The sequence below is a fragment of the Pantoea sp. Tr-811 genome, assembly GCF_011752535.1.
Taxonomy (GTDB): domain Bacteria; phylum Pseudomonadota; class Gammaproteobacteria; order Pseudomonadales; family Pseudomonadaceae; genus Aquipseudomonas.
Genome location: NZ_VWXJ01000016.1, coordinates 133,990 through 157,127, shown reverse-complemented (window position 1 = coordinate 157,127; position 23,138 = coordinate 133,990). Strand labels below are relative to the sequence as shown.

Genomic DNA, 23,138 nt, shown 5'->3' with positions numbered 1-23,138 from the left:
GCCTCGTAGATCACGCGGCCCGTGCCGTCATCACCCGCAAGCTGAAAAACTTGCTTGGCCAGATCAACACAGAGGTTTTCGCACAGATTTACATCTGCACAAGGCGCACAATCGTGTTTCGTCGTAAGCTTTTTCATGGTCTCGCCCTCGCTGCCGTTGGCTTCTTAGAACGCCACCGTGGCACTGTGATGCCTCGGCGGGGGCGAGTCCATTTAATTACAGGGGGCGCGCGGCCTGCCTGTTTGGCTCAAGCGCTACGCACGGTTCCCTGCGCCTGCAACTGCGCAACCCGGGCCCTGACCCGCGGAATCAGCTCCTGCCCATACTCCACGGCATCGCGCAACTGGTCGAAGCCACGGAACAGGAAGGTGCTCACCCCCAGTTCGTAATACGCCAGCACCGCCTCGGCCACCTGCTCGGCAGTGCCCACCAGCGACGTTGAGTTCCCGGCGCCCCCACCCAGGGCGGCAATCTCGGTCCACAGCCGGGTGTCGTGCACCTTGCGCTGGCTGGCCAGTTCCACCAGGCGCTCGGAGCCGACATTGCTCTTGCCGAAGTTCTTCTCGCGCCGGTTGCCCTGGCGAATGCCAATGCGCTGCTTGGCATCGGCCAGGATGCGCTCGGCGCGGTCCCAGGCCTGCTCCTCGGTGGCCCCCAGAATCGGCCGCAGCGACACGCTGAACCGAATGTGCTGCTCGCGGCCATGGCGGGCAGCAGCCTTGCGTACCTGGGCGATACGCGCGCGCACCTGCTCCAGCGGCTCGCCCCACATCATGTACACGTCGGCATGCTTGGCGGCGACTTCCACGGCAGCGTCCGAGGCACCGGAGAAGTACACCGGCAGCGTGCCCACGGGTTTCACCAAGGTCAGGTTATCTTCCACCCGGTAGTGCTCGCCGTGGTGGTCGAACGGCTGCTGCTGGGTCCAGGTATTGCGCAGCACATCCAGGTACTCGTCGGTACGGGCGTAGCGGGCATCCTTGTCGAGGAAGTCGCCGTCGCGCTGCAGGTCGCCGCTGTCGCCGCCGGTGATCACGTTGATCGCGGCGCGGCCGCGGCTGAGCTGGTCGAGGGTGGCGAACTGGCGGGCGGCGAAGGTGGGGGCCTGGAAGCCTGGGCGGTGGGCCACCAGCAGGCCGATGCGCTCGGTCAGCGCGGCGACGTAGCTGGCCAGGATCATTGAGTCTGGCGCGCTGGTGTTGACCGCCAGCAGGGCTTTGTCGAAACCGCCGTATTCCTGGGCCTGGGCAAATGCCTTGATGAACGCCAAGTCAACCAGCGGGCCACGTGGGGCCTGGGACTCGCTGCCTTCCTGGGGGCCGATGAGGCCGATGAATTCGAGGCTCATGCAATCAAACTCCTTTTGCCATGGGGCGGTTTCAGGCCACTTCGCCCTGCGCGCGGCGCAGGGTGTTGCGGTTGGTGGGTACGTTCAGGCCAAAGCTGTCGCGCAGGGTGCTGCCGGGGTATTCGCTGCGTGCAAGGCCGCGGGCCTGCAGCAGGGGCACCACCAGTTCGGTGAAGTACTGCAGGCCGTCGGGCAGCAGCGAGTTGATGATGAAGCCGTCGGCGGCGCCGTTCTCGAACCAGTCCTGCACGGCATTGGCCACCTGCTCGGGGGTGCCGGTGAAGTCGCGCCGTGGGCGCGAGAAGCGCAGCGCCAGCTCGCGCAGGGTCAGGCCTTCTTCGCGGGCCAGTTGCTTGAGGTGGTCGGCGGTTCCCTTGTGGCTGTTGTCGCCCAGGTTGCCCAGGTCTGGGAACGGTGCGTCGAGGTCATGCCGGCTGAAGTCGTAGTCGTTGAACGGGCGGCCCAGGGCGACCAGGGCGTCCTCGATGCTGACCAGGTCCACCGCCTGTTGGTAGCGGTGCTCGACCTCCGCTTCATCGCGGCCAACGATAGGGCGAATGCCCGGCAGGATGAACAGCTGCTCGGGGTTGCGGCCATGCTGGGCAGCGCGCTGCTTGAGGTCCTGGTAGTAGGCGCGGGCATCGCTGAACGACTCGGGGCTGACGAAGATCGCATCGGCATTCTGGGCGGCGAAGTTGCGGCCATCCTCGGACACGCCAGCCTGGAAGATCAGCGGCTGGCCCTGGGGCGAGCGTTGGATGTTCAGCGGGCCCTTGACCTTGAAGAACTCGCCCTGGTGGCCGAGGGTATGCAGTTTGTCCGGGGCGAAGAATTCGCCGCTTTGCTTGTCGCGGGTGAAGGCGTCGTCTTCCCAGGAATCCCACAGCCCCTTGACCACTTCCACGTGCTCACGGGCGATGCGGTAGCGCACGGCGTGGGGTGGGTGCTCGGCCTTGCCGAAGTTGTCGGCGGTGCCGGAAAGCCACGAGGTCACCACGTTCCAGCCGGCGCGCCCGCCGCTGATCAGGTCGAGTGAGGCGAACTGGCGGGCCACCTGGAAGGGCTCGGTGTAGCTCACCGTCACCGTGGCCACCAGGCCGATGTGCTGCGTGACCGCGGCCAGCGCCGAAAGAATGGTCAGCGGTTCGAAGCGGTTGAGGTAGTGGGGGCTGGAGCGCGGGTGAATGTGCAGGCTGTCGGCGATGAAGGCGAAGTCGAACTTGGCGGCTTCGGCCAGCTGCGCCTGTTGCTTGTAGAAACCGAAGTTGACGCTGGCGTCTGCCAGCGCCTGCGGATGACGCCACTCGCCCCAGCCGTGGCCGACGCCATGGATCATGGCGCCGAGGTGAATTTGTCGTTTGCTCATTGGGCATACCTGTGGGTGTTGGTCGGTGTGGACGGCCTCCGCCAGGTGGGGTCGGACTGTTGAGGGGACGTTAACGCGGGGGAGCGGGGGTTGTGAAAGGCTTTGTGGTTCTAAGCTAATTATGCAAAATGTTGATTATGTTTGTTTTATAATATGAATTATATGGCGATGGATGTGTGGCGCGAGGGAGATCGAGCGCCGCCCGCGCGGCGCATCGCAGGCAAGCCTGCTCCTACAAAGGGCCGCGCGCGGTGGCAACATGAACATTGGCCCGAAACAAACGTAGGAGCGAGCGCAGCTCGCGAAGCGCCGCGCGGGCGGCGCTCGATCTCCCAGGCGCCGCACTTCTAACGCCAACCGCTAAACCGCCACCGGCAGCACGCTGCGCGAATACCCCGGTATCGCTGCAATCAACTCCCGCGTATAGGCACTGGCCGGCTCGCTGAACACCTGCACCGCCGGCCCCTGTTCCACCACCTGCCCGCGGCGCAACACCAGCACCTGGTCGGCCATGCTGGCCACCACGGCCAGGTCGTGGGACACCAGCACATAGGCCATCCCCAGCTCCTGCTGCAGGGTTTCCAGCAAGGCCAATATCTGCGCCTGCACCGACACGTCCAGCGCGCTCACTGGTTCATCGAGCAGCAGCACTTGCGGCTCCAGTGCCAACGCCCTGGCAATCGCCACCCGCTGGCGTTGGCCGCCCGACAATTCCCGGGGCAGGCGGTCGAGAAAATGCACCGGCAAATGCACCCGCGCAATCAGCTCGCGGGCCTTGCGCTCCAGCGCCTCGCCCTTGAGCAAGCCGAACGACACCAACGGCTCGACGATGCTGTCGAACACCGTGAAGCGCGGGTCGAGCGCGGCGAATGGGTTCTGCTGCACCAGCTGGATCCGCCGGCGCAGTGGCCTGAACTGGCGCCAGCTGTAGGCGCTGACATCCTCGCCGGCAATTTCCACGCGCCCCTGGCTGGGCGTTTCCAGCCCCAGCGCAATGCGCAGCGCCGTGCTCTTGCCCGAGCCCGACTCACCGACGATGGCCAGGGTCTGCCCGGCATGCACGTCCAGGCTCAGGTCCTGCAGGGCGGTGAACGGGGCGCTCTGGCCGGGTAGCGCAAAGCGCTTGGCAACGCGGCTCAGGCGCAGCAGCGGCGCCTGCCCCGGTGGCGCGCTCGGCCTGCGCCGGGGCACGAAGGCCGGCGCTGCGTTGAGCAGGGCATGGGTGTAGGGTTGCGGCGTGCCCCACAGCACCTGCCGGGGCGAGGCCTGCTCGATCAGCTCGCCCTGTTTCATCACCAGCAGGCGGTCGGCACGGTCGCAGGCCATGCCCAGGTCGTGGGTGATGATCAGCAGCGAGATGCCACGTTCGGCCACCAGCTGTTGCAGGTGGTCGAGAATGCGCCGCTGTACCGTCACATCCAGCGCGCTGGTGGGTTCGTCGGCAATGATCAGCCGCGGGTTGCCGGCCAGGGCAATGGCGATCAGCACCCGCTGGCGCATGCCGCCCGAGAGCTCATGGGGGTATTGGCGGGCGCGCAGCGCCGGCTCGTCCAGGCCAACCTGGGCCAGCAACTCCAGGACATCGGCATCCAGCGCTGGGTAGCGCCGGCCCTGGGCCAGCACCAGGGCTTCGGCGATTTGCCGGCCGATGCGTTGGGTGGGGTTGAGGCTGACCATCGGGTCTTGCGGCACCAGGCCGACGGTACGCCCGCGCACCTGGCGCTTGGCCCGCTCACTTGCCTTGGCCATGTCGATGCCATCGACCCACAACTGGCCCTGGTCGATCCGCGCATTGCCCGGCAGCAGGCCGAGCAAGGCGCCGGCCAGGGTCGACTTGCCTGAGCCCGACTCGCCAACGATGGCCAGGGTTTCGCCCTGGGCCAGGCTGAACGACAGCTGTTTCAACGCCTGCGTGCGCTGCCCGGCGAAGGCATAGCTGACACTCAGGTCGCGCACGTCGATCAAGGTTGGCTGGCTCATCGGGCATGCTCCTCGGCGCTGCGCGCCAGGTGGTTGAGGCTGAACACCACGGCGACCACGAACAGCCCCGGCAGCAGCGATACCCAGGGGGCGGTGATCAGGAAATGGCGACCGTTGGCGATCAGCGTGCCCCATTCCGCCGCAGGCGGCGCCGCGCCAAAGCCCAGGAAACTCAGCCCGGCGGTGGCCAGGATGGCGGCGCCGAAGTCCAGGGTGGCGAGCACCGCCACCGGGCCCCAGGCATTGGGCAGTACATGGCGCAGCAGCGTGCGCGCCCAACTGGCGCCGCCCAGGCGCGCGGCCTCGACGTAGGGCAGGGTCTTGATGCGCAGCACTTCGGCGCGGGTGGTGCGGGCGAACCCGGGGATGATGCCGACGCCAACGGCCACCGCCACCGGCACCGTGCCAAAGCCGATGGCGGTGACGATCGCCAGGGCCAGCAACAGCCCGGGCAGCGCCAGCAGCACGTCGACCAGGCGCATCAGCGCAGCATCCAGCCGGCCACCGGCAAACCCGGCCAGCACGCCCAGGCCCAGCCCGCCGAGCAGGGCGATGGCCACCGCCAGCAGGGCTGCCAGTACCGACAGGCGCGCGCCGTACACCACCCGGGTGTACAGGTCGCGGCCTAGTTCATCGGTGCCGAACCAGTGCACCGCGCTGGGCCCACTGAGCTTGGCGGCAGGCGCGGTGGCGTAGGGGTCGAAGCTGCTCAGCCAATGGGGCACCAGCGCGCACAGCAGGGCGAACAGCACCACCAGCAGGGCCAGGGTGAAGCCGGGGCGGCGCAGCAACGGAACCAGCGCCTGCTGGGCGCGTTGCCAGCGGGTACGGCGCTTCCAGGTATCGGCAGGGCGGCTTGCAGCTGGCGTGCTGTCGATCTGGGGCAGGGGAATGTCGAGGGTCATTTCAGCTCACCTTGGCCGTGTGGGTGATGCGGGGGTCGAGGTAGGGGTACAGCAGGTCGACGATCAGGTTCACCACCACGAAGGCGGCGGCCGACACCGCGACGATTGCCAGCACCACCGGGATGTCCTGGCGCAGCACGGCTTCCTGGGCCAGGCGGCCGACGCCATTGCGCGAGAAGATGGTTTCCACCAGCACCGCGCCAGACACCGTGTTGCCCACCTGCAGGCCGACCAGGGTCAGCAGCGGCAGGGCGGCGTTGCGCAGGCCATGGCGGGCCTGCACCTGGGCCCGGCTCAGGCCTTTGCCGTAGGCCGTGGTGATGTAAGGTTCCTGCCATACGCCCTGGAAACCGCGCTGCAGCACCTGGGCGTACACCGCAGCGCTGGGGATCGCCAGGGTGATCGCCGGCAGCACCAGGCTGGCCACGCCTTGGCTGCCGGTGGCGGGGAACCAGCCCAGGGCGAAGGCGAAGACCTGAATCAGCAGCAGACCCATCCAGAACACCGGCACTGAAAACCCCAGCGAGGGCACCCGCGCCAGCGCGGTCTTCAGGGGCCGCCATTGCAGGTAGGCGGTGAGGTAGGCAAGGCCCACGCCGGCCAGCAACGACAGCACGATAGCCGTGCCCGCCAAGGCCAGGGTTTGCGGCAGGCGCTCGGCCAGCAACGCGGCAACCGGCCGGCCCATCGACAGCGACTGCCCCAGGTCGCCGTGCAGGGCGCGCCACAGCAAGTCGGCATATTGCTCGAACAGGCCCTTGTCCAACCCGTAGTAGGCGCGGGCCTTGGCCAGGTCTTCGGGCGACAGGCCGTCGGCTTCCATGCCCGAGGCGCTGAGCATGATCGCCAGGGTATCGCCGGGCAGCAGGTAGAGGATGAAGTAGGTGATGGTATAGGCGCCCCACAGCACCAGCAGCGCCTGGCCGAAGCGGCCGATCAGGTAGCGCTTCATGGCTGCTCGACCTGGATGTCGCTGAGCAGGGCGATGCCTTCGGCCGTCCAGCGGAAGTCCTTGACCCGCGGCGCGGTGGCGGCCTGCCACACCCGCTCATACAGTGGGAAGGTCGAGGCTTCGTCGATCAGCAGGTCCTGCAACTGGCCGTAGGCTTGGGCGCGCTGGTTGTCGGCGGTGGCGGTGATGCCGCGGTCGAACAGCGCCTGGGCGGTGGCCAGGGCGTGTGGCTCGTAGGTGTTGGTGGCCAGGGTGGCGCTGTTGGCCGCGCGTGGGTCGAGGATGGTTTGCAGGATGATCGGGTCGGCGCGGGTCATGTAGGTGGACGTCAGGTCATAGGTACCCGCCGCGTTGCCGGCCACCCACTCGGCGCGGGTCAGCACGTTCAGCTTGAGCTCGATGCCCACCTTGCGCAGTTGGTCCTGCACCAACACGTCGCCGGCGGTTTCGGCCGGGGTGATGTTGTAGCGCAGGGTCAGGCGCTGGCCGTTCTTGTGCCGGTAGCCATCCTCGGCCTTGTGCCAGCCGGCGGCATCGAGCAGTTGCTCGGCGCCCTGGGGGTCGTAGGCAAGCTTGTTGGCCTGGGGCTTGAAGTACGGCGTGGTCACGTCGTACACGCCGCTGACCACCGGGAATTGGGCGCTGTACACGGTGTGGGCATAGCTGGTGCGGTCGATGGCCTTCTGCAGTGCCAGGCGCACCTGGCGGTCACCCAGCAGGCGGCCGTTGCGGGTGTTGGGGTAGAGGTTCAGCGCCGGCCCTGGCAGCGAGCGGCTTTGCAGGTTCGCGCCCTTGGACTCGAACAGCTTGAGGTCGACTTCCGAGAACGGGTTGCGCGGCCAGAGGATATCGGCCTTGCCCTGCAGGAACAGGCCATTGCGCACGCTTTCTTCGGGGATGTAGCTGATTTCCACGGCATCCAGGTGCGCCGGGCCCTGGTTGCGCACGTTGGCCGAGGGCCAGGCGTAATCGGCCCGCTTGACCAGGCGCGCGCCCACCTCGGGGGTGTAGTGCTCCAGCACGAACGGGCCGGTGCCGATGATCTTGCCCAGCGAACGTTCCTGGGCGCTGAGCTGGTAGGAGGCCGGGGCGAGAATGGCCAGGTTGGTGGTGGAGGTGGCCTGCAGGAAGCCGGCATTGGGTTTGGCCAGCACCAGGCGCACGGTGAAATCGTCGAGCACTTCGGCGTGGTCGTAGCCGGCCAGGTAGGTGGCGCCAAAGGTGGCCGGCAGTTGGGTGGCAAAGGCCTTGTTGCTGTCGAAGGCGGTTTTCACGGCATGGGCGTCGAAGCGCTCGCCGTTGCTGAAGGTGACGTCCTGGCGCAAGTGAAAGGTGTAGCTCAGGGCGTCGTCGCCGATCTCCCAGCTTTTCGCCAGCCAAGGAATGATGCGGCCGCTGTCAGGGTCCTGGTCGGTGAGCGATTCCGCGACGTTGCGCAGCAGCACACGGTGTTCCAGCCAGTAGACCTGGAAGGGGTCGACGCTGACCAGGGTGGTGTTGTCGCCCCAGAAGGCGATGTGCAGGGTTTTGCTGGCGGCGGTGTTGTCGGCGGGCGAGCAGGCGGTGAGGGCCAGGGCCAGCGAAGCGATGGCGAACAGGCGGTGCAGTGGGGGCATGGGAGGGTGCTTCAATGAAGTGGAGTTTCCTGCGCCGGCCTCTTCGCGGGGCAAGCCCGCGCCTATACATGGACCGCAATGGCAACCCCTGTAGGCGCGGGCTTGCCCCGCGAAGAGGCCGGCCCAGGCTGCAGCTACCGGTCAGTCCTGGTAATCACGCCCCTCTCGGTCCAGTTGCCGAATCAGCGCATCCCAATGCCGCTGAATGCCTTCCCCCTTGCCATCGGCAAAGCGCTTGGACTGCTCATGCACCTTGGCAATCGCCGCCTGCGGTGCGTGCAGCAATTGGTCGTTGCCCCCGGCCTGGGCCGCCACCTGAATATTGCAGGCACGCTCCAGCCCATGCAGCTCGCGGAACGCATGCTCCACGCTGATGCCCCCGGTGAGCAGCCCATGGTTGCGCAGAATGAGGATGTTGCTATCGCCCAGGTTGGCCACCAGCCGCTGTTGTTCGTCCAGGTCCAGGGCCACGCCTTCGTAGTCGTGGTACACCACCCGGCTGTAGTAGGCCAGGGCGTGCTGGGAGATCGGCAGCAGGCCGCCGCGCTGGGCCGACACCGCTGCACCGTCGCGGGTGTGGGTGTGCAGTACCGCGTGCAGGTCTGGGCGGGCGCGGTGGATGGCGCTGTGGATCACGTAGCCGGCCTGGTTGATGCCAAGGCCCAGTGGGTCATCGATGATCGTGCCGTCGACGTCCACCTTGACCAGGTTGGAGGCGGTGATTTCATCGAACAGCAAACCGAAGGCATTGATCAGGAAGTGCTCGTGCGGCCCTGGTACGCGGGCCGAGAAGTGCGTGTAGATGTGGTCGGTCCAGCGGAACAGGGCGGCCAGGCGGTAGGCCGCAGCCAGCTTGACCCGCACCTCCCACTCTTCGGCGCTGACCCGGCTGCGCACGGTGTTGGAAAGAGGGGTGACGGCAGACAGTGAACTCATGGTGTGCTCTCCGGTAATCAGTAGCCGCGCGCGCTATCGACCAGGTTGGCCAGGGGCGCCTGTTCGCGGTAGCGGTGGAAGTTGGCGATGAAGGCTTCGAGGAAGGCGGGGTAGCCGTCCTCGGAAATGGCCGAGGTGTGGGGTGACAGGAACACCCGTGGGTGGTGGTACAGCGGGTGACCGACGGGCAGGGGCTCGGGGTCGGTGACATCCAGGCTGGCTCGCCCGATCCGGCCGCTGTCCAGGGCTTCGAGCAGGGCCTGTTGGTCGAGCAGGCCGCCGCGGGCGATGTTTATCAGGTGCAGGCCGGGGCGGGCGTGGGCCAGCACCGGGCCGTCGATCAGGCCACGGGTGGCGGGGGTCAGCGGGGCCGCCAGCACCAAGTGGTCGCTGCCAGCGAACAGCTGGCGCAAATCGTCGGCACGCGCCACGCCAGGCACCTCGGCAATGGCCTGGCCGGGGCGGCTCAGGGCCAGCACCTTCATGCCCAGGGCCACGGCCTTGCGCGCCAGGCTCTGGCCGATGCTGCCGAACCCGAGAATACCCAGGGTGCGGCCACGCAGCGGGGCCAGGGCGGTCAGGCGCCAGTCGGCGTCCTTGACCCACAGCCCCGGCAGTTGCTTGGCGGCGGCGAACACCAAGGCTAGGGCGAATTCGGCCACCTGCTCGGCATTGGCGCCCTTGCCGCTGGTGACGGGTGGGCCTTGGAACACCCAGTCGGGGTAGAAGTCGATGCCAGACGACACCAGCTGCACCCACTTCAGGCCCCAGGGCCAGCCTGGCGGCGCGGTGTCGACGCGCTGGCCGCGCACGTTGATCGGGCGCAGGATGAACACGTCGGCGGGGGCCTGCAGGCTGAGTTGGCCCGGGGCGATATCGATGATTTCGTGGTCCGGCAGGTGGTCGCGCAGGTGCTGGTTGGCCTGGGCGTCGAGCTGGCTGGCGATGATCGAATGGCTCATGCTTGCACCTCGGCCAGGGCTGCGCGGCCGACTTGGCCGAACACCACGTCATCCTGCGGGGTATGGATACGGCTGCAGAGCACGTCACGGTAGTGGCGCTCCAGCGGGTTGCGCCGCGACAGGCCAGGGTTGCCGGCGGCCTCGATGGCCAGCTCCACGGCCTGGATGGCGTTGGCGCTGACCAGGTGCTTGAGTTGCCCGGCATGGGCCGCGATTATCTGCCCGGCGACGGCGCCATCGAGCAGCGCCTGGTTGGCGAACAGCAGCGTGTCGATGCGCCCCAGCACGTCCTGAAAACGTGGCAGGCTGGCCAGCGGCGCACCCAGGTTGGACGGTTTGCGTTGCTGCAGGAAACTCGCCAGCCAGTCGCGTGCGGCGCGGGCCACGCCGTCGTACACCGCGGGCAGCAGCACGGCCATCCACAGCAGGCTTTCGCCGTCGAGCTCGGCCTTCGGTGCGCTGGCTGGGCTGACGCTGACCGCGTGGTCCAGGGGAATCAGCACGTCGTCGAAGCGCACCTCATGGCTGCAGGTGGCGCGCATGCCCAGGTGGTCCCAGTCCTCGACGATGGTGATGCCGGGGGTGTCGCGGTGCACCAGGAAGCCGCCCACCAGTGGGTCGGCATCATCGCTGCGGCCCCACACCAGGTACCAGCTCAGGCCGTGGCTGCCGGTGGAGTAGATTTTGCTTCCGCTCAGGCGCCAGCCTTCGGCGCTGCGCCGCGCCACGGTGGCCGGGAGGCCGCCGCGGGCGGGGGTGCCCAGTTCTGGCTCGACGCGCAAGGCGTTGATCAGCGCGCCGTGCTGCACGGCATCGCGGGCGACTTGCTGGCGCAGGTGCTCGGGCCAGCGGGCTTCATCTTGCAGGCGAAAATGCTGCAGGTACTGCATCACCAGGATCAGCGCGGTGGCCGGGTCACCCTTGCCGACCGCGCCGATCACCCGGCGCGCGTTGGCCAAGTCCGCGCCGCCGCCGCCCAGGGCGCGTGGCACGGTGAAGGCAAGCAGGCCATGGCCGTGCAGCAGGTCGAAGTTGTCCTGGGGGAACTGGGCGCTGCGGTCGTAGCGCTCGGCATTGGCCGCAAGGGCTTGCGTCAGCTCGGCCAGGGCGCTGTCGGAGGGGTGACTCATGGGCTTTCATCCCTGAATGACGGTGGGTTGCTTAAGACCGTATTCTTATGGATGGCGCCTGTAAAAGTCTTTTTGGTTCTATGCTAATTATTTGTTTTTAGAATTTAATGATTTTCTTGTTATGCGATTTTTGCATTTATTGGTGGGGCGTTGCATTTGTGGCGTCTGTGAGATCGAGCGCCGCCCGCGCGGCGCTTCGCGGGGCAAGCCCGCTCCTACATCTGTTTCGGGCCAATTATTCCTGTTTCCGTTGGCGCGCGGCCCCTTGGTACTCGACGCGATATCGAATGGAACAAACAAGGGCACGCGCGCCAATGGTGGCAGGAGATACTGGCCCGAAACAGATGTAGGAGCGGGCTTGCCCCGCGAAGCGCCGCGCGGGCGGCGCTCGATCTCAATGCCGCCACAAATACGACGCCCTACACCCGGTCGCTCACCCAACAACCAACGCCCTACACCCGGTCGCTCACCCAACAACCAACGCCCCACACCCAGCCGCTCACCCCAACAACCGGTGCCCCGCCACCTCGCCAAACAACTCCACCGGCCCCTGCAGATTCCCCAGGTAACGCGGATGGAACAGCCACAAATCCACCTGCGGCTTGAAGTCACTGACGTTAAGCACTTCCAGCGCATCGCGGTGGCGGCTGGCCTGCAGCAGCGGTTCAGGCACCAGCCCCAGCCCCTGGCCGTTGGCAACCAACCCCAGTTGCAACTCGGTACCGAAGGTTTCCAGGTTGATCGACAGGCTCAACCCCTGTTCGCTCAACGCCCGTTGCAGCCCGGCACGAAAACCACAGCCGTCGGGGTTGAGCACCCAGCCACGGGTGTAGCAGTCCTTGAGCTTGTAACTGCGCTTGCCGGCGCTGCCCTTGGCCGCCACCACCTTCAGCGGCATGCGCGCGATGGACTGGCTGGCGATGCCCTCGGGAAAGATCTTGCCCGGTGGGAAGAGTGCAGCGGCAGCGTCCAGTTCGCCGTTCTCCATCCGGGCAATCAAGCTGCTGCCCCAGCCACTGCTGACTTGGGTGCGCAGTGGCGGGTAGGCCTCGCGAATTTGCGCCAGGGCGTCGAGCAGCACCACATCGCCCAGGGTTTGCGGCACGCCCAGGCGTAAGGTGCCAGAGGGGGCGCCATCGTTGGCCACCAGTTCGCGCAGCGAGTCGATCTCACGCAGGATCGCCTTGCATTGCTCGTACACCCGCAGGCCCATGGGGGTGGGCTTGAGGGGCTTGGTGTTGCGGTCGAGCAGGGTGGTGCCCAGGTCTTCCTCGAAGTTCTGTACCCGGCGGGTGATGGCCGGTTGGGTCAGTTGCAGTGCCTCGGCGGCGAGGTTGGTGGACTGGCAACGAATGACCGCGACGAAGGCGTCCATATCATCGATTTTCATGGTCGGCGCTCACTGGATCGATCGGAAAATAAGGCATTGGCATATTGGTTAACGATAGTAATGCCAGCGGCGAGATTCGCCAAATGCCGTTGGCTTTGAAAAAATGCATATTAGGATATTCCTAAAATCAATTTAGTTTATTTAGCGCATCCCGCTAGAGTCGCCTGACCTGGGCCGCACGATGCCGCCCGCCCTGTGACCGAGGAGCGCCATGTCCATCCGATCGAAGCTATTGACCCTTGCCGCCGCGCTGTTGCTGGCCAGCAACGCCAGCGCCAGCGAGCGCCTGTCCCTGCGCATAGGCGACCAGAAGGGCAACATGCGCGCCCAGTTGGAGGCGGCCGATGCCCTGAGCGACCTGCCTTACGACATCCAGTGGGCCGAGTTCCCCGCGGCTGCGCCGCTGGCCGAAGCGCTTAACGCTGGGGCCATCGACGCGGGCATCATTGGCGATGCGCCGCTGCTGTTCGTGCTGGCCTCCGGCGCGCCGGTGAAGGCCATCGCGGTGGACAAGTCCGACCCCTATGGCACCGCGCTGCTGGTGCGCCCGGACGCCCCCTTGCACAGCGCCGCCGACCTCAAGGGCAAGCGCATCGCCACCGGCCGTGGCTCGATTGGCCATCACCTGGCGCTGAAGGCACTGGCCCAGGTTGGGCTCAGTGAAAAGGACGTGGAGTTTCGCTTCCTTGGCCCGGTGGACGCCAAGATCGCCCTGGCCAACGGCGCGGTAGATGCCTGGTCCACCTGGGAGCCCTACACCGCCCTGGCCGAGCTGAGCGGGCAGGGCCGGGTGCTGGTCAATGGCCGCGGCCTGTCCAGCGGCAACAGCTTCCTGGCCGCCACCGACAAGGCCCTGCAAGACCCGGCACGGCGCGCCGCATTGCAGGACTACCTGAACCGCCTGGCCGAGGCGCAGGTGTGGGCCAACCAGCACCTGGACAGCTACTCGAAAACCCTCGCTGCGATCATCGGCTTCCCTGAAGACGCCGCCCGTCTGCAGTTCGAGCGCCGCCAGTTGCGTTGGCAAGTGATCGACGACAAGACCGTGGCCGAACAGCAAGACACCGCCGACTTCTACCAGGCCCACGGCCTGATGAGCCAACGCCTCGACGTGGCCCCCACCTTCGCCAGCGGTTTCACCGTGCCAGGCGCAGCCAAGGTGGCTGTGCAGCCCTGAACCCCGAGCGCCGCACATGGCCCTGTAGGAGATCATCCAGCCCTGCGGGCTGCGCTGTCGCGCAGGGAACAGAGCCAGCAGGGGCACCGCAATCCTTTGTAGGAGCGGGCTTGCCCCGCGAACACCGGCGCTGCCGGTGCCGAACACCGCGCCGCTTGCTTCGCGGGGCAAGCCCGCTCCTACAGAAATGCCTGTTAAATCAGATAGTTTCGATTTGTTCCATAGGAGCGGGCTTGCCCCGCGAACACCGGCGAAGCCGGTGCCATGCACCGCATCGCTTACTTCGCGGGTCAAGCCCAGAAATATCCGTCGCCCCAAAAAGCCCAGCGTCCTCCATCTTTTCTGCACATTTTGCCGCTACGTTCCCACCCTGCGAGGACACGCCGACTGCCCAGTGACTGGAGGGACCTGATGAACGCACCCATGCCGCAACCCACCCTGCTGGACCCGGATGCCATCCAGATCCGCCACCTGTTCGTCACCCCCATCGCCAGCGTCGTCCACCCCGATGCCCAGGCCCTGAACCGTCAGCTGCACGAGGTGATTACCCAGCGCATGGCCGTAGACCCAGGCACCTCGCACAGCAACCAGGGCGGCTGGCAGTCGCCGGCCGACTTCAGCCAGTGGGGCGGCGAGCCCGCCCAGGCGTTGCTGGCGTTCGGCCTGGCCCTGGCCAACCAGCTTACCGCCGTCTACAGCGCCGAGCATGGCCTGGTCGAGCCCACCTTCACCTGGCGGCACTCGGCATGGGCCAACGTCAATCACCCAGGCGATTCCAACCACCTGCACGGCCACCCGGGCGCCTACTGGTCCGGGGTGTACTGGGTGGATGACGGCGGCCGCCAGGAGGACCCTGCGGTGGGCGGCGACCTGGAGTTCCCAGACCCACGCGGCATGATGCCGTCGGTCTACAGCCCGGACCTGAGAATGCGCATCGAAGGCTGCCTGACCGCCGGCTACAGCTCCAGCGTGGCCCCGGCTACGGGCACCTTTGTCATGTTCCCCTCATGGCTGATGCATTCGGTGCAGCGCTTCAACGGCACCCGGCCACGTATCTCGGTGGCGTTCAATTTCGGTATTTAAGGCATCACCAGCGCAACAGGCGCGGGCCTAGCCACGCCCCGAGCGCGGTGGGCAGCAACATGCCCAGCACATACCACAGCCCCCAGAATGGCACGCCCATTTCCGGGCAGTGCAGGCAGTAGGCCACAGTCGCCGTGGCACCGGCCAGCAGGCCGCCGGCAGCGCCTGCCTGGCGCAGGCGGGTCGGTGCCAGGCCGCGCAGGGCCCAGAACACGCTGACCATGCCCGGTAGCGAGAGCAACGTGATGTTCAGCGCACAGGTGCGCCAGGTACGGCCCAGCAGCAGGTCGGCGCGTGCATCCAGGGGGGCGGCGGCCAGGCTGAGCGCCGCGCCCACCCACAACAGCAGCAACGGCAGGCCCAGCAGCCCCCAGGCCACGCCCGCGCGTGCCCCCGGCCTGGCAAGGCGCAGGGTCAGCCACAGCCCCAGCGCAGCCAGGCTGGTGGGCAGCGCCACCTTGGCCCAGAACAGCCCGGTGCGTGCCACCTCGGCCAGGTCGCTGCGCAGGCCATACAGGGCCAGGGTCATGAACACGGCCGCAAGCAAGGCCAGTAGCAGTGCCAACCCCAGGCGCCGGGCTGGCAGGTGGCGCGGCACCGGGCCTTCGCCGGCGGCCAGCAGGCTGATCAGCTCATCGGTCTTCATCGTCGCTTCTACCTCCCAGCAGCTTGGCCAAGGCTTTCAGGCCGCGGTGGATACCCACTTTCACCGCCGAACTGGAAAGCCCCGTCAGGTGCGCGGTTTCTTCCACCGACAATCCCTCCAGCTTGACGTGCACAATCGGCAGCCGTTGGCGCGCTGGCAACTGCCCCAACAGCCTGGCCAGGTCACGGCTGGCTTCGGCCGGCTCGGCGTCGCTGGCGGCGAACAATTCGCTGTCGTCTTCCAGCACGGTGTGCCGCGCTTCATGCCGCGACCAACTGCGCAGGTGGTCGGCCAGCTTGTAGCGGGCAATCGCCTGCACCCAGGCGGTCAGGGGCTGCTGCGCCTGGTAGGTGTGCCGCGCATTGTGCACGGCCAGCAGCACCTCTTGCACCAGATCCTCGACCTCGGCAGGCCGCCGGGTCAAGCGCCGCCGCAAAAACGCGCGGATGTGCAGCGCCAGGGCCGCGAGAAACGCCCGGTAGGCCTGGGCGTCGCCAGCCAGCCCACGCAGCAGCAAGGCTTGTAGCTGGGATTCGCGCGCATCGAGCGCTGCCTGTGATTCAGTTCGCTGCATGGGCCGCCTGGGTTACACCGTCGGTGCATTTACTGTGAGCCAACCGTCGGCGGCGCAGGCCGATCAACCCTGCACCCCTGGCTTGAAACGTTAGGCGGCCAACGCCGGGTGAACAAAGATTTTTTTCTTGCCCCTGTAACCCGGGCCGTAACTGCTGCGAACTACTGCATGAGCCGCCGGTAAATACGCCGCGGCCTTACCCTCAGGAGTCCACCACATGAAAACCCTCGCCCTCGCCACCGCCGCCCTGGCCCTCGCTTCGCTGGCAAACGCGGCCCTGGCGGCTACCCCCTCCCAGCCAGCCGGCAGTGGCGCCGTCATGGAGAAATGCTATGGCGTCGCCATGGCCGGCAAGAACGATTGCAAGGCAGGCGCAGGCACCACCTGTGCGGGCTCGGCGAAAAAAGACTACGACGGCATGCACTGGAAAAATGTCCCGGCCGGCACCTGCACCTCGATCAAGACCCCAACCGGCATGGGCTCATTGACCCCTATCCAGTCCTGAACAGGGGAAGCCGACCATGAATGGCCAAGTCGCGCTGGGCGCCGGGGTCGGGCTCAAGGCCGAGCACTACGCCCAGGCGCTGGCCTGTGGCGCCGAAGGGCTCTGGTTCGAGGTGCACCCGGAGAACTACATGGTCGGCGGCCCGCGCCTGGCCTGGTTGTTGCGCATTGCCGAGCGCCATCCGCTGTCGTTGCACGGTGTCGCGTTGTCGCTGGCGACCGATGCCGAACCGGACCGGCTGCACCTGCAACGCCTGCGCGCATTGGTTGACCAGGCCGGGCCAGTGCTGGTGTCCGAGCACCTGGCCTGGTCGACCTGGCGCGGCGCCTATCACCCCGACCTGCTGCCGTTTCCCCGCACAGGCGAGGCCTTGCGCCGCATCAGCCGCAATATCCAGATCTGCCAGGAGGCCCTGGGGCGGCCCATCGCCATCGAAAACCCCAGCCACTACCTGCAACTGCAGGGGCATGACTGGGACGAAATCGACCTCCTCGAAGCGCTGGCCCGGCGCACCGGGTGCGGTTTGTTGCTGGACATCAATAACGTCCATGTCAGCGCACACAACCTGGGCTTCGACGCCATCGACTACCTGGCGCGCTTTCCAGCCTGGGCTATCAGCGAGGTGCACCTGGCCGGTTACAGCCACGACGACCAGGCGTGCCTGCTGATCGACTCCCACGATGCGCCCGTCGCCGAACCGGTCTGGGCGCTTTACCGGCGCCTGATCGCACGGGTGGGCCCGCGCCCGACACTGGTCGAGCGCGATGGCCATGTTCCGCCATGGGCGCAATTGCTGAATGAGCGCGACAGGGCCCAGGCAACCCTCAATGCCGTTGAGGTGCTGCGATGAAACTGACCCTCAGCCAGTTCCAGGACGCCTTCGCCCTGGCCCTGCAGGGGCGCCCGGCCCCGCAGCTGGCAGCGCTCACCGAGCAGCCGGCGTTCGCGGTGTACCGCAACACCGTCATGGCTGGTTGCGTGGACGCCCTGTGCGCCAATTTCCCCAGCGTCCTGACCTTGGTCGGGCGCCCGTGGATGGAGGCTGCCGCAGTGGCCTACGTGCGCCAGGCACTGCCCGACGACCCGCGGCTGGTGCTGTATGGCAGCGCCTTCGCCGACCTGCTCGCGCGCCTGCAAGGCGAGCATGGCCTGCCGTACCTGGCCGAAGTGGCCCGGCTGGATGCCTTGTGGAACGAGGCATTCTGCGCGCTGGATGCGCCGTGCCTCGACCTTCGAGCGCTCGCCGGCATGGCCACCTGTGACCTTGCCCGCAGCGTGCTTTGCCCACGTGGCAACGCGCGCTGGCACTGGTGCGATGCACATCCGGCCTACAGCCTCTGGCGCTGCGGCCGCGAGCAACTGGCCTGGCAGCACGATCAGCCCTGGGTCGGCGAAGGCGTGCTGTTCGTCGCAGGCCCAGAGGGTGTTGGCCATCAGCCGCTGGAGAAGGGCGGTTGCGCCTTCCTGCAGGCCTGCGCCGCCGGGCAGCCCCTGGAACAAGCCTCACAGCATGCGCACCACGCCCAACCCGACCTGGACTTCACCGACCTGCTGGCCCGCCTGGTCGGCGCCCGGGTCTTTCTTTCGCTGAACGTTCACTGAGGAAACCACCATGGACCGCGTCCACACCACCCCCCGGGGGTTCAACCTGCGCCACACCTGGAATCGGCTTGCCGATGCCGTGCAACGGCACCTGGGTGACACCGTGCTGTGCCTGGTTGCCCGGTTCGGAATCGCGTCGGTGTTTTTCCTTTCCGGGCGAACCAAGGTCGAGGGCCTGCTGACGATCACGCCGTCCACCTACGAGCTGTTTCGCACCGAGTATGCCTTGCCGCTGCTGTCGCCCTGGCTGGCGGCGCACCTGGCCACCTATTCCGAGCATCTGTTTTCGCTGCTGCTGGTACTCGGCCTGATGACCCGGTTGTCAGCCATGGCGTTGCTGGGCATGACCACGGTGATCGAAGTGTTCGTCTACCCCGATGCATGGCCCACCCACCTGACCTGGGCCGGCCTGCTGCTGTTGCTGATCGCCAGGGGGGCGGGTGCGTGGTCGCTGGACCACCTGCTCAAGGTACGCTGACGCGGCTCCCCACCTGGCTCGGCAGGGCCAAAAAAGGGCGATTTATCCACTTTCAGCTGCTCCCGAGGGCTACATGGATTATCCTTGCGCCACGCAATCAACTTCAAAGCAGTGAATCGAACAATGGGTTTTGAACAACTAGCTGGGCTTCGTGACCGCCTGCGGGCTGAAAAAGAGCAGGCAAAGGCGGAATCTGCGCCACGCCCCAAACGCAAGGCCGCACCCCAGGCCAAGCCGCGTGAGCAGGATCCGGCAGTAGCGGCGATCTGGCCGCTGCAGAAGCACTTCCCCTTGGCCTTCCCGGTCAACCCGGCCCCGAAAGTGCCGCTCAAGGAAGGCATCTTCAAGGACGCCGAGCAACACCTGGAGCTGCTGGGCATCACCCGCGAACAGCTCAAGCTGGGTATCTCCACCTGGTGCCGTGGCGCCCGCTACTGGGCCAGCATGGTCGAGGACGCCCCGCGCCTGGACCTCAACGGCCAGCCAGCAGGCGTCGTCACCGCCGCCCAGGCGCTGCATGCCAAACAACAGGCCGGCCGCCAGCGCAGCCAGGACCGCCGCAACCGTGCCAAGGCCAAGGCGCCTGCTGCAGCGCCCGTTGCCGAGGCTACCGAGGCCGCCGCTGAACCCGCCGCGCAGTAAGCCTGCACGCAGATCCGCTAACGGTTGCCGGCCAGTGGGCCGTGCAACAGGGGCGTGTCGCGGATGTTCGCAAGCGTGGCGCAACCTGACAGTTGCATGACCACGCGCAGTTCCGTTTCGAGCTGTTCGAGCACCGCGCGCACGCCTTGCCAGCCATCGAGCGCCAGGCCATAGAGGATCGGCCGCCCGACCGCCACCAGGTCGGCGCCGGCGGCAATCGCCTTGAACACATCCAGGCCACGGCGGATGCCGCTGTCGAAAATCAGCGGCACCCGGCCGCGCACCTCGGCGGCTACCCGCTGCAGTGAATCGAAAGCCGCTGGCGTGCCATCCAGTTGGCGACCACCGTGGTTGGACACCTGAATGCCCTCCACGCCATGCTGCAGCAGCGCTCGGGCATCCGCCGCCGTGGTCACGCCCTTGACCACCAGCGGCAACCCACCACTGTGCTCGCGCACGAAGTCCAGGCTGGCAAGGCCGATGCTGCTGTCAAAACTCAGGTCCAACGGCAGGCGGTGGCCCTGGGGGTCGAGAAAGTTGCCGGGTGTGGGCAAGCGCAGGTTGTTGCGCAGATCATGCTCCCGGTTGCCCCCCACGGTGACGTCCGCCGTCAGCACAATCGCCTTGTAGCCCGCCGCCTTGGCCCGTTGCAGCAGTTCGCGGTTGAAGCCGCTGTCGCGGGTCAGGTAACACTGGAACCACTTGTCACCTGGGCTGGCCGCGGCAATCTGCTCAAGGCTCTGGGTGGCTACCGTACTCACGCCCAGCAGCGTGCCAAAGGCCTCGGCGCCACGCGCCGTGGCAGATTCCGCGTCGGCGTGCACCAGGCCGTGGGCGGCCATGGCACTGACCATGATCGGCGCCCGGGCCTGGCTGCCGAGGATGTGGGTGTCCAGGCTTTGCACCACCGTGCCGCTGAGAATGCGCTGGTCGACGAAGGCCCGGGAGAAGGCGGTACGGTTCTCGCGCAAGGTTTGCTCATCGCCGGCGCCTCGGGCGATGTAGTCCAGGGCCGGCTGGGCGATCACCTTCGCCGCCAGCGCTTCCAGCTCCAGCAGGTTGAAGAAAGGTGGGGAAGGTCGTTGCATTGGAAGGCTTCCACGGCAAGGCAGCAGGTTAGAAGTCATAGGCCAGCTTGGTGTACCAGAAGCCGCCACCGGGGTGGAACGGCGGGGTGCCGTAGTTGTACTTGTAGGCTGCCTGGGTGATGCCATTGTTGTCGGGGCGCACATTGAAGATGTTGGTGCCGCCAACGCTGAGCGTCAGGCTGTCGAACAGCACGTACGACAGGTCCAGGTCGGTGATCCACTTGGCGCCGAAACTGCGGTCGTTGGCGGCGTTCTGCTGCCAGGTTTCGACCTTGCCATAACGGGTGGTCTGCAGGTTGGCGGCGAAGTTGCCCAGCGTCCAGTTGGCCCCCAGTATCCATTTGCTGCGCGGCGTTGCGGCCACCAGCAAGCCTTCGGCGGCATGGCCGACCACGCTTACGCCGGCGTTCTGCAGCGCAGCCGGCGTGCCGCGGCTGCCCTCGACCGTGGTCTTGTTGTAGTTGAACGCCGCGCTCCAGCGCACATCGCCCCAGGCGCCGTATTGGCTGCGGTGGTCCGCCACCAAATCGATGCCGCGGGTGCGGGTGTCGAAGGCGTTGGTGTAGTAGCTGACCCAGGTATTGCGTGCCACCCCCACCGATTCGAGGATGTCGCCGATGGCGCCGTTGCCGTTGCTGCGGTCATACAGGTTTTCGCTGAGCAGAATACGGTCGTCGATGTCGATCACGTAGGCGTCGGCGGTAAAGCTGGTGCGCGGTGCGGGCTGCCAGGTGATGCCAAGCCCGGCGTTGCGGGTTTTCTCCGGCTTCAGGTCCGAGGCACCGAGGGCCTGGGCCAGGGCGCTGTCGGGCGTTGCGGTGTAGCGCAGGGCCGGCACCGCGTTGCCGTTGGCATCGGCTGCCGTGCGGTTGTCGGACACGGTGTAGCCCAGCTGGGTCAGCGAGGGCGCGCGGAACCCTGAACCCAGTGTGCCGCGCACGGCCACCTGGTCGGTGATGGCGTAGCGCGAGTTGAGCTTGAAGCTGTAGGTGTTTTCCTTGATGTCGTCGTAGTGCTCGGCGCGCCCGGCAAGGCCCACGTACCACTTGGGCGTCAGGTCGAACCCAAGGTCCAGGTAGGCTGCAACGTTGTTGCGCTTGAGGTCCGCCTCGTCTTCCGGGCGGATGGCCAGCACGCCCTGGGCGCCGGTAGACGGTTGCGCCCCATTGGCGTTGTACAGCGCGCTGCCCACCGGGAAGGTGTAGGGGCCGACGTTGTAGGCGCGCGGGTCGTTGCCGGCAAAGGTCCTGAAGCGTTCCCAGCGGTGCTCCAGGCCAAGCGACACCTGGGTGGGAACCGCCACGCCGAACAGGCCATCGAAGGCGCGGGTGATGTCCAGGTTATTGACCCACTGCTCGAACTGCAGGGTGGCCAGGTCGTCCCATTTGGTGGGCGAGTCCGGGCCATAGGTGGGGTTGGCGGTCAGGTCGCTGGCGTGCTCGATCTTGTCGCGGCCATAGGTGGTGGAGAGGTCCCAGTCCCAGTTGGCTACGGTGCCCTTGCCGCCGAACAGGAATTGGTAGTCGGTGTCCTTGAGGTTGTTCAACGGGTAGTAGCCGTCTGGAAACAGCTCGGGAACCGACGCCGCGCCATTGGCCGCACGCAGCTGGTTGTTCGACTCGGTCTTGCGTTCGCCGTAGGTGGCGTAGGAATACAGCTTGAAATCGTCGGCCAGCGGTAACTCCGCGTTGTAGGCCAGGTTGAACGCCTTGAGGTCCGGGTCGCCGTTGCGGGTGCTGACATGGTCCCAGGCAGCCTGGCGGTCATTCTCGAAAAACGCCCGGACGCTGTCTGGCGATTTCCCCACCCAGGTGGCGGTGCCGCGCTTGCGGGCATCGGCCGACAGGTGCAGGAAGCCCCCATCGCCCAGGGTGAAGCCATGGTCGGCAGCGGTCTTGATGGTTTCCCCTTGGCCTGAGAACAGCTGGCCGTAGCTGGTTTCCACATGGCCGCCGGAGGCCGTGCGCTTGAGGATGATGTTGATCACCCCGGCGACGGCGTCCGAGCCGTACTGTGCGGCGGCGCTGTCCTTCAGCACCTCGATATGGTCGACGGCGCTGACCGGGATCATGTCGATGTCCACCGCGTTGGCGCCACTGGTGTCGATGTTGCCGTTGGCCGGGGCGGCGCCGTTATGGCGGCGTTTGCCGTCGACCAGCACCAGCGTGTAGGCCGGGCCCAGGCCGCGGTTGCTCAATGGCCGCACCTGGGAGTTGACCCCGGCGATGTTGGTGCCGAAGTTGAACGAGGGCAGCAATTTGGAGATGGCTTCGGAGAGTTCCGCACGGCCGGTCTTGAGCAGTTGTTCGCTGTTGATGATGTCGATTGGCGTGGGGCTGTCGGCCACGGTGCGCTGCTGGCCACGCAGGCCGGTGGAAATTACTGAAACGGTGTCCAGGCGCGTTTCTTCCGGCTCGGCGGCCTGGGCGGCCAATGGCGGCAGCGCCAGGCAGGCGAGCAGGGTGGTCAAGCCTGAGCGCAGGGCAAACGGGGGGCGTGGCTGTTGGGAAGGCTGCATCTTGAAGTGCTCATCACGGGATTGGAGGGCGGGGCGATCGGGCGACCGCGTGGGCGCCTCAGCGTGATGAGGTGGCTTGGGTAAGAACCTAATCTTATATTTTTTGGCTGTAAAAGGCTTTTTTGTTCTAAGCTAATTATTAGTTTTTGGCATTTAGTTGATATTAAAATATGCGTTATTTGGATTATTAGGGGCCAGGCCGGCATCTGCCTGTGCGACCGCATCGCGAGCTGCGCTCGC

Annotated in this window: 21 protein-coding genes; 7 read left to right on the top strand and 14 right to left on the bottom strand. The window is 66.5% G+C overall.

Features of this window, described 5'->3' with window-relative positions; all coding sequences use genetic code 11:
- Window positions 1-247 precede the first annotated feature (247 nt).
- From F3J44_RS22210 to F3J44_RS22165, 10 genes are all read right to left on the bottom strand, one after another.
- Window positions 248-1,348, bottom strand: a complete 1,101-nt coding sequence (locus F3J44_RS22210) for an LLM class flavin-dependent oxidoreductase (RefSeq protein ID WP_167068799.1) — start codon at window positions 1,346-1,348, stop codon at window positions 248-250.
- 31 nt (window positions 1,349-1,379) lie between these two features.
- Window positions 1,380-2,714: an LLM class flavin-dependent oxidoreductase gene (locus F3J44_RS22205; RefSeq protein ID WP_167068796.1), complete on the bottom strand. Its 1,335-nt coding sequence runs from the start codon at window positions 2,712-2,714 to the stop codon at window positions 1,380-1,382.
- 360 nt (window positions 2,715-3,074) lie between these two features.
- On the bottom strand, window positions 3,075-4,694 hold the full coding sequence (locus tag F3J44_RS22200) for an ABC transporter ATP-binding protein (protein WP_167068793.1): 1,620 nt from the start codon (window positions 4,692-4,694) through the stop codon (window positions 3,075-3,077).
- Window positions 4,691-5,599: an ABC transporter permease gene (locus tag F3J44_RS22195; protein ID WP_167276124.1), complete on the bottom strand. Its 909-nt coding sequence runs from the start codon at window positions 5,597-5,599 to the stop codon at window positions 4,691-4,693. Before F3J44_RS22195 ends, F3J44_RS22200 begins: the two co-directional genes overlap by 4 nt.
- Before the next feature lies 1 nt (window position 5,600).
- A complete protein-coding gene (locus F3J44_RS22190; protein WP_167276122.1) occupies window positions 5,601-6,551 on the bottom strand; it encodes an ABC transporter permease in 951 nt (316 codons plus the stop codon).
- Window positions 6,548-8,167, bottom strand: a complete 1,620-nt coding sequence (locus tag F3J44_RS22185) for an ABC transporter substrate-binding protein (protein ID WP_167276120.1) — start codon at window positions 8,165-8,167, stop codon at window positions 6,548-6,550. Before F3J44_RS22185 ends, F3J44_RS22190 begins: the two co-directional genes overlap by 4 nt.
- Before the next feature lie 141 nt (window positions 8,168-8,308).
- Entirely contained in the window at window positions 8,309-9,103 is a 795-nt protein-coding gene (locus tag F3J44_RS22180) for a class II aldolase/adducin family protein (RefSeq protein WP_167276118.1), read from the bottom strand.
- A 17-nt stretch (window positions 9,104-9,120) separates the two neighbouring features.
- Window positions 9,121-10,065: a D-isomer specific 2-hydroxyacid dehydrogenase family protein gene (locus F3J44_RS22175; RefSeq protein ID WP_167276116.1), complete on the bottom strand. Its 945-nt coding sequence runs from the start codon at window positions 10,063-10,065 to the stop codon at window positions 9,121-9,123.
- Window positions 10,062-11,195: an acyl-CoA dehydrogenase family protein gene (locus F3J44_RS22170; protein ID WP_167276114.1), complete on the bottom strand. Its 1,134-nt coding sequence runs from the start codon at window positions 11,193-11,195 to the stop codon at window positions 10,062-10,064. Before F3J44_RS22170 ends, F3J44_RS22175 begins: the two co-directional genes overlap by 4 nt.
- 499 nt (window positions 11,196-11,694) lie before the next feature.
- A complete protein-coding gene (locus tag F3J44_RS22165) occupies window positions 11,695-12,585 on the bottom strand; it encodes a LysR family transcriptional regulator (RefSeq protein WP_167068772.1) in 891 nt (296 codons plus the stop codon).
- Between the two features lie 211 nt (window positions 12,586-12,796).
- On the opposite strand from F3J44_RS22165, the gene F3J44_RS22160 reads away from it, so the two are divergent.
- Together F3J44_RS22160 and F3J44_RS22155 are read left to right on the top strand one after the other, a co-directional pair.
- Window positions 12,797-13,762: an ABC transporter substrate-binding protein gene (locus tag F3J44_RS22160; RefSeq protein ID WP_205300057.1), complete on the top strand. Its 966-nt coding sequence runs from the start codon at window positions 12,797-12,799 to the stop codon at window positions 13,760-13,762.
- Window positions 13,763-14,173: 411 nt separating this feature from the next.
- Window positions 14,174-14,845: a TIGR02466 family protein gene (locus F3J44_RS22155; protein ID WP_205300056.1), complete on the top strand. Its 672-nt coding sequence runs from the start codon at window positions 14,174-14,176 to the stop codon at window positions 14,843-14,845.
- 4 nt (window positions 14,846-14,849) lie between these two features.
- Here F3J44_RS22155 and F3J44_RS22150 read toward each other — a convergent pair whose 3' ends face one another.
- Both F3J44_RS22150 and F3J44_RS22145 read right to left on the bottom strand, forming a co-directional pair.
- A complete protein-coding gene (locus F3J44_RS22150) occupies window positions 14,850-15,491 on the bottom strand; it encodes a DUF1109 domain-containing protein (RefSeq protein ID WP_167068760.1) in 642 nt (213 codons plus the stop codon).
- Window positions 15,478-16,065, bottom strand: a complete 588-nt coding sequence (locus tag F3J44_RS22145; RefSeq protein ID WP_167276111.1) for a sigma-70 family RNA polymerase sigma factor — start codon at window positions 16,063-16,065, stop codon at window positions 15,478-15,480. The genes F3J44_RS22150 and F3J44_RS22145 overlap by 14 nt, the downstream gene beginning before the upstream one ends.
- Before the next feature lie 217 nt (window positions 16,066-16,282).
- Here F3J44_RS22145 and F3J44_RS22140 point away from each other — a divergent pair, with 217 nt between their 5' ends.
- The 5 genes from F3J44_RS22140 to F3J44_RS22120 all read left to right on the top strand — a co-directional run bounded on the left by F3J44_RS22140 (window position 16,283) and on the right by F3J44_RS22120 (window position 19,292).
- Window positions 16,283-16,570, top strand: a complete 288-nt coding sequence (locus tag F3J44_RS22140) for a DUF2282 domain-containing protein (protein WP_167068754.1) — start codon at window positions 16,283-16,285, stop codon at window positions 16,568-16,570.
- A 16-nt stretch (window positions 16,571-16,586) separates the two neighbouring features.
- On the top strand, window positions 16,587-17,420 hold the full coding sequence (locus F3J44_RS22135) for a DUF692 domain-containing protein (protein ID WP_167276108.1): 834 nt from the start codon (window positions 16,587-16,589) through the stop codon (window positions 17,418-17,420).
- Window positions 17,417-18,172, top strand: a complete 756-nt coding sequence (locus F3J44_RS22130) for a DNA-binding domain-containing protein (RefSeq protein WP_167276105.1) — start codon at window positions 17,417-17,419, stop codon at window positions 18,170-18,172. Before F3J44_RS22135 ends, F3J44_RS22130 begins: the two co-directional genes overlap by 4 nt.
- 10 nt (window positions 18,173-18,182) lie before the next feature.
- Window positions 18,183-18,650, top strand: a complete 468-nt coding sequence (locus F3J44_RS22125) for a DoxX family protein (RefSeq protein WP_167276103.1) — start codon at window positions 18,183-18,185, stop codon at window positions 18,648-18,650.
- Window positions 18,651-18,773: 123 nt separating this feature from the next.
- The gene (locus F3J44_RS22120; RefSeq protein WP_167068741.1) at window positions 18,774-19,292 is read left to right on the top strand and encodes a ProQ/FinO family protein; all 519 of its coding nucleotides are present in this window, start codon (window positions 18,774-18,776) and stop codon (window positions 19,290-19,292) included.
- 17 nt (window positions 19,293-19,309) lie between these two features.
- Here the strand turns inward: F3J44_RS22120 and F3J44_RS22115 are convergent, their stop codons facing one another.
- On the bottom strand, window positions 19,310-20,380 hold the full coding sequence (locus F3J44_RS22115) for an alpha-hydroxy acid oxidase (RefSeq protein ID WP_205300055.1): 1,071 nt from the start codon (window positions 20,378-20,380) through the stop codon (window positions 19,310-19,312).
- Between the two features lie 28 nt (window positions 20,381-20,408).
- A complete protein-coding gene (locus tag F3J44_RS22110; RefSeq protein WP_167276097.1) occupies window positions 20,409-22,898 on the bottom strand; it encodes a TonB-dependent siderophore receptor in 2,490 nt (829 codons plus the stop codon).
- Between the last annotated feature and the right edge of the window lie 240 nt (window positions 22,899-23,138).

Excerpts from the sequence above, each read along its gene's own strand:
- F3J44_RS22210 (WP_167068799.1), bottom strand. The coding sequence starts at position 1,348 with ATGAGCCTCGAATTCATCGGCCTCATCGGCCCCCAGGAAGGCAGCGAG.
- F3J44_RS22205 (WP_167068796.1), bottom strand. The coding sequence starts at position 2,714 with ATGAGCAAACGACAAATTCACCTCGGCGCCATGATCCATGGCGTCGGC.
- F3J44_RS22200 (WP_167068793.1), bottom strand. The coding sequence starts at position 4,694 with ATGAGCCAGCCAACCTTGATCGACGTGCGCGACCTGAGTGTCAGCTAT.
- F3J44_RS22195 (WP_167276124.1), bottom strand. The coding sequence starts at position 5,599 with ATGACCCTCGACATTCCCCTGCCCCAGATCGACAGCACGCCAGCTGCA.
- F3J44_RS22190 (WP_167276122.1), bottom strand. The coding sequence starts at position 6,551 with ATGAAGCGCTACCTGATCGGCCGCTTCGGCCAGGCGCTGCTGGTGCTG.
- F3J44_RS22185 (WP_167276120.1), bottom strand. The coding sequence starts at position 8,167 with ATGCCCCCACTGCACCGCCTGTTCGCCATCGCTTCGCTGGCCCTGGCC.
- F3J44_RS22180 (WP_167276118.1), bottom strand. The coding sequence starts at position 9,103 with ATGAGTTCACTGTCTGCCGTCACCCCTCTTTCCAACACCGTGCGCAGC.
- F3J44_RS22175 (WP_167276116.1), bottom strand. The coding sequence starts at position 10,065 with ATGAGCCATTCGATCATCGCCAGCCAGCTCGACGCCCAGGCCAACCAG.
- F3J44_RS22170 (WP_167276114.1), bottom strand. The coding sequence starts at position 11,195 with ATGAGTCACCCCTCCGACAGCGCCCTGGCCGAGCTGACGCAAGCCCTT.
- F3J44_RS22165 (WP_167068772.1), bottom strand. The coding sequence starts at position 12,585 with ATGAAAATCGATGATATGGACGCCTTCGTCGCGGTCATTCGTTGCCAG.
- F3J44_RS22160 (WP_205300057.1), top strand. The coding sequence starts at position 12,797 with ATGTCCATCCGATCGAAGCTATTGACCCTTGCCGCCGCGCTGTTGCTG.
- F3J44_RS22155 (WP_205300056.1), top strand. The coding sequence starts at position 14,174 with ATGAACGCACCCATGCCGCAACCCACCCTGCTGGACCCGGATGCCATC.
- F3J44_RS22150 (WP_167068760.1), bottom strand. The coding sequence starts at position 15,491 with ATGAAGACCGATGAGCTGATCAGCCTGCTGGCCGCCGGCGAAGGCCCG.
- F3J44_RS22145 (WP_167276111.1), bottom strand. The coding sequence starts at position 16,065 with ATGCAGCGAACTGAATCACAGGCAGCGCTCGATGCGCGCGAATCCCAG.
- F3J44_RS22140 (WP_167068754.1), top strand. The coding sequence starts at position 16,283 with ATGAAAACCCTCGCCCTCGCCACCGCCGCCCTGGCCCTCGCTTCGCTG.
- F3J44_RS22135 (WP_167276108.1), top strand. The coding sequence starts at position 16,587 with ATGAATGGCCAAGTCGCGCTGGGCGCCGGGGTCGGGCTCAAGGCCGAG.
- F3J44_RS22130 (WP_167276105.1), top strand. The coding sequence starts at position 17,417 with ATGAAACTGACCCTCAGCCAGTTCCAGGACGCCTTCGCCCTGGCCCTG.
- F3J44_RS22125 (WP_167276103.1), top strand. The coding sequence starts at position 18,183 with ATGGACCGCGTCCACACCACCCCCCGGGGGTTCAACCTGCGCCACACC.
- F3J44_RS22120 (WP_167068741.1), top strand. The coding sequence starts at position 18,774 with ATGGGTTTTGAACAACTAGCTGGGCTTCGTGACCGCCTGCGGGCTGAA.
- F3J44_RS22115 (WP_205300055.1), bottom strand. The coding sequence starts at position 20,380 with ATGCAACGACCTTCCCCACCTTTCTTCAACCTGCTGGAGCTGGAAGCG.
- F3J44_RS22110 (WP_167276097.1), bottom strand. The coding sequence starts at position 22,898 with ATGCAGCCTTCCCAACAGCCACGCCCCCCGTTTGCCCTGCGCTCAGGC.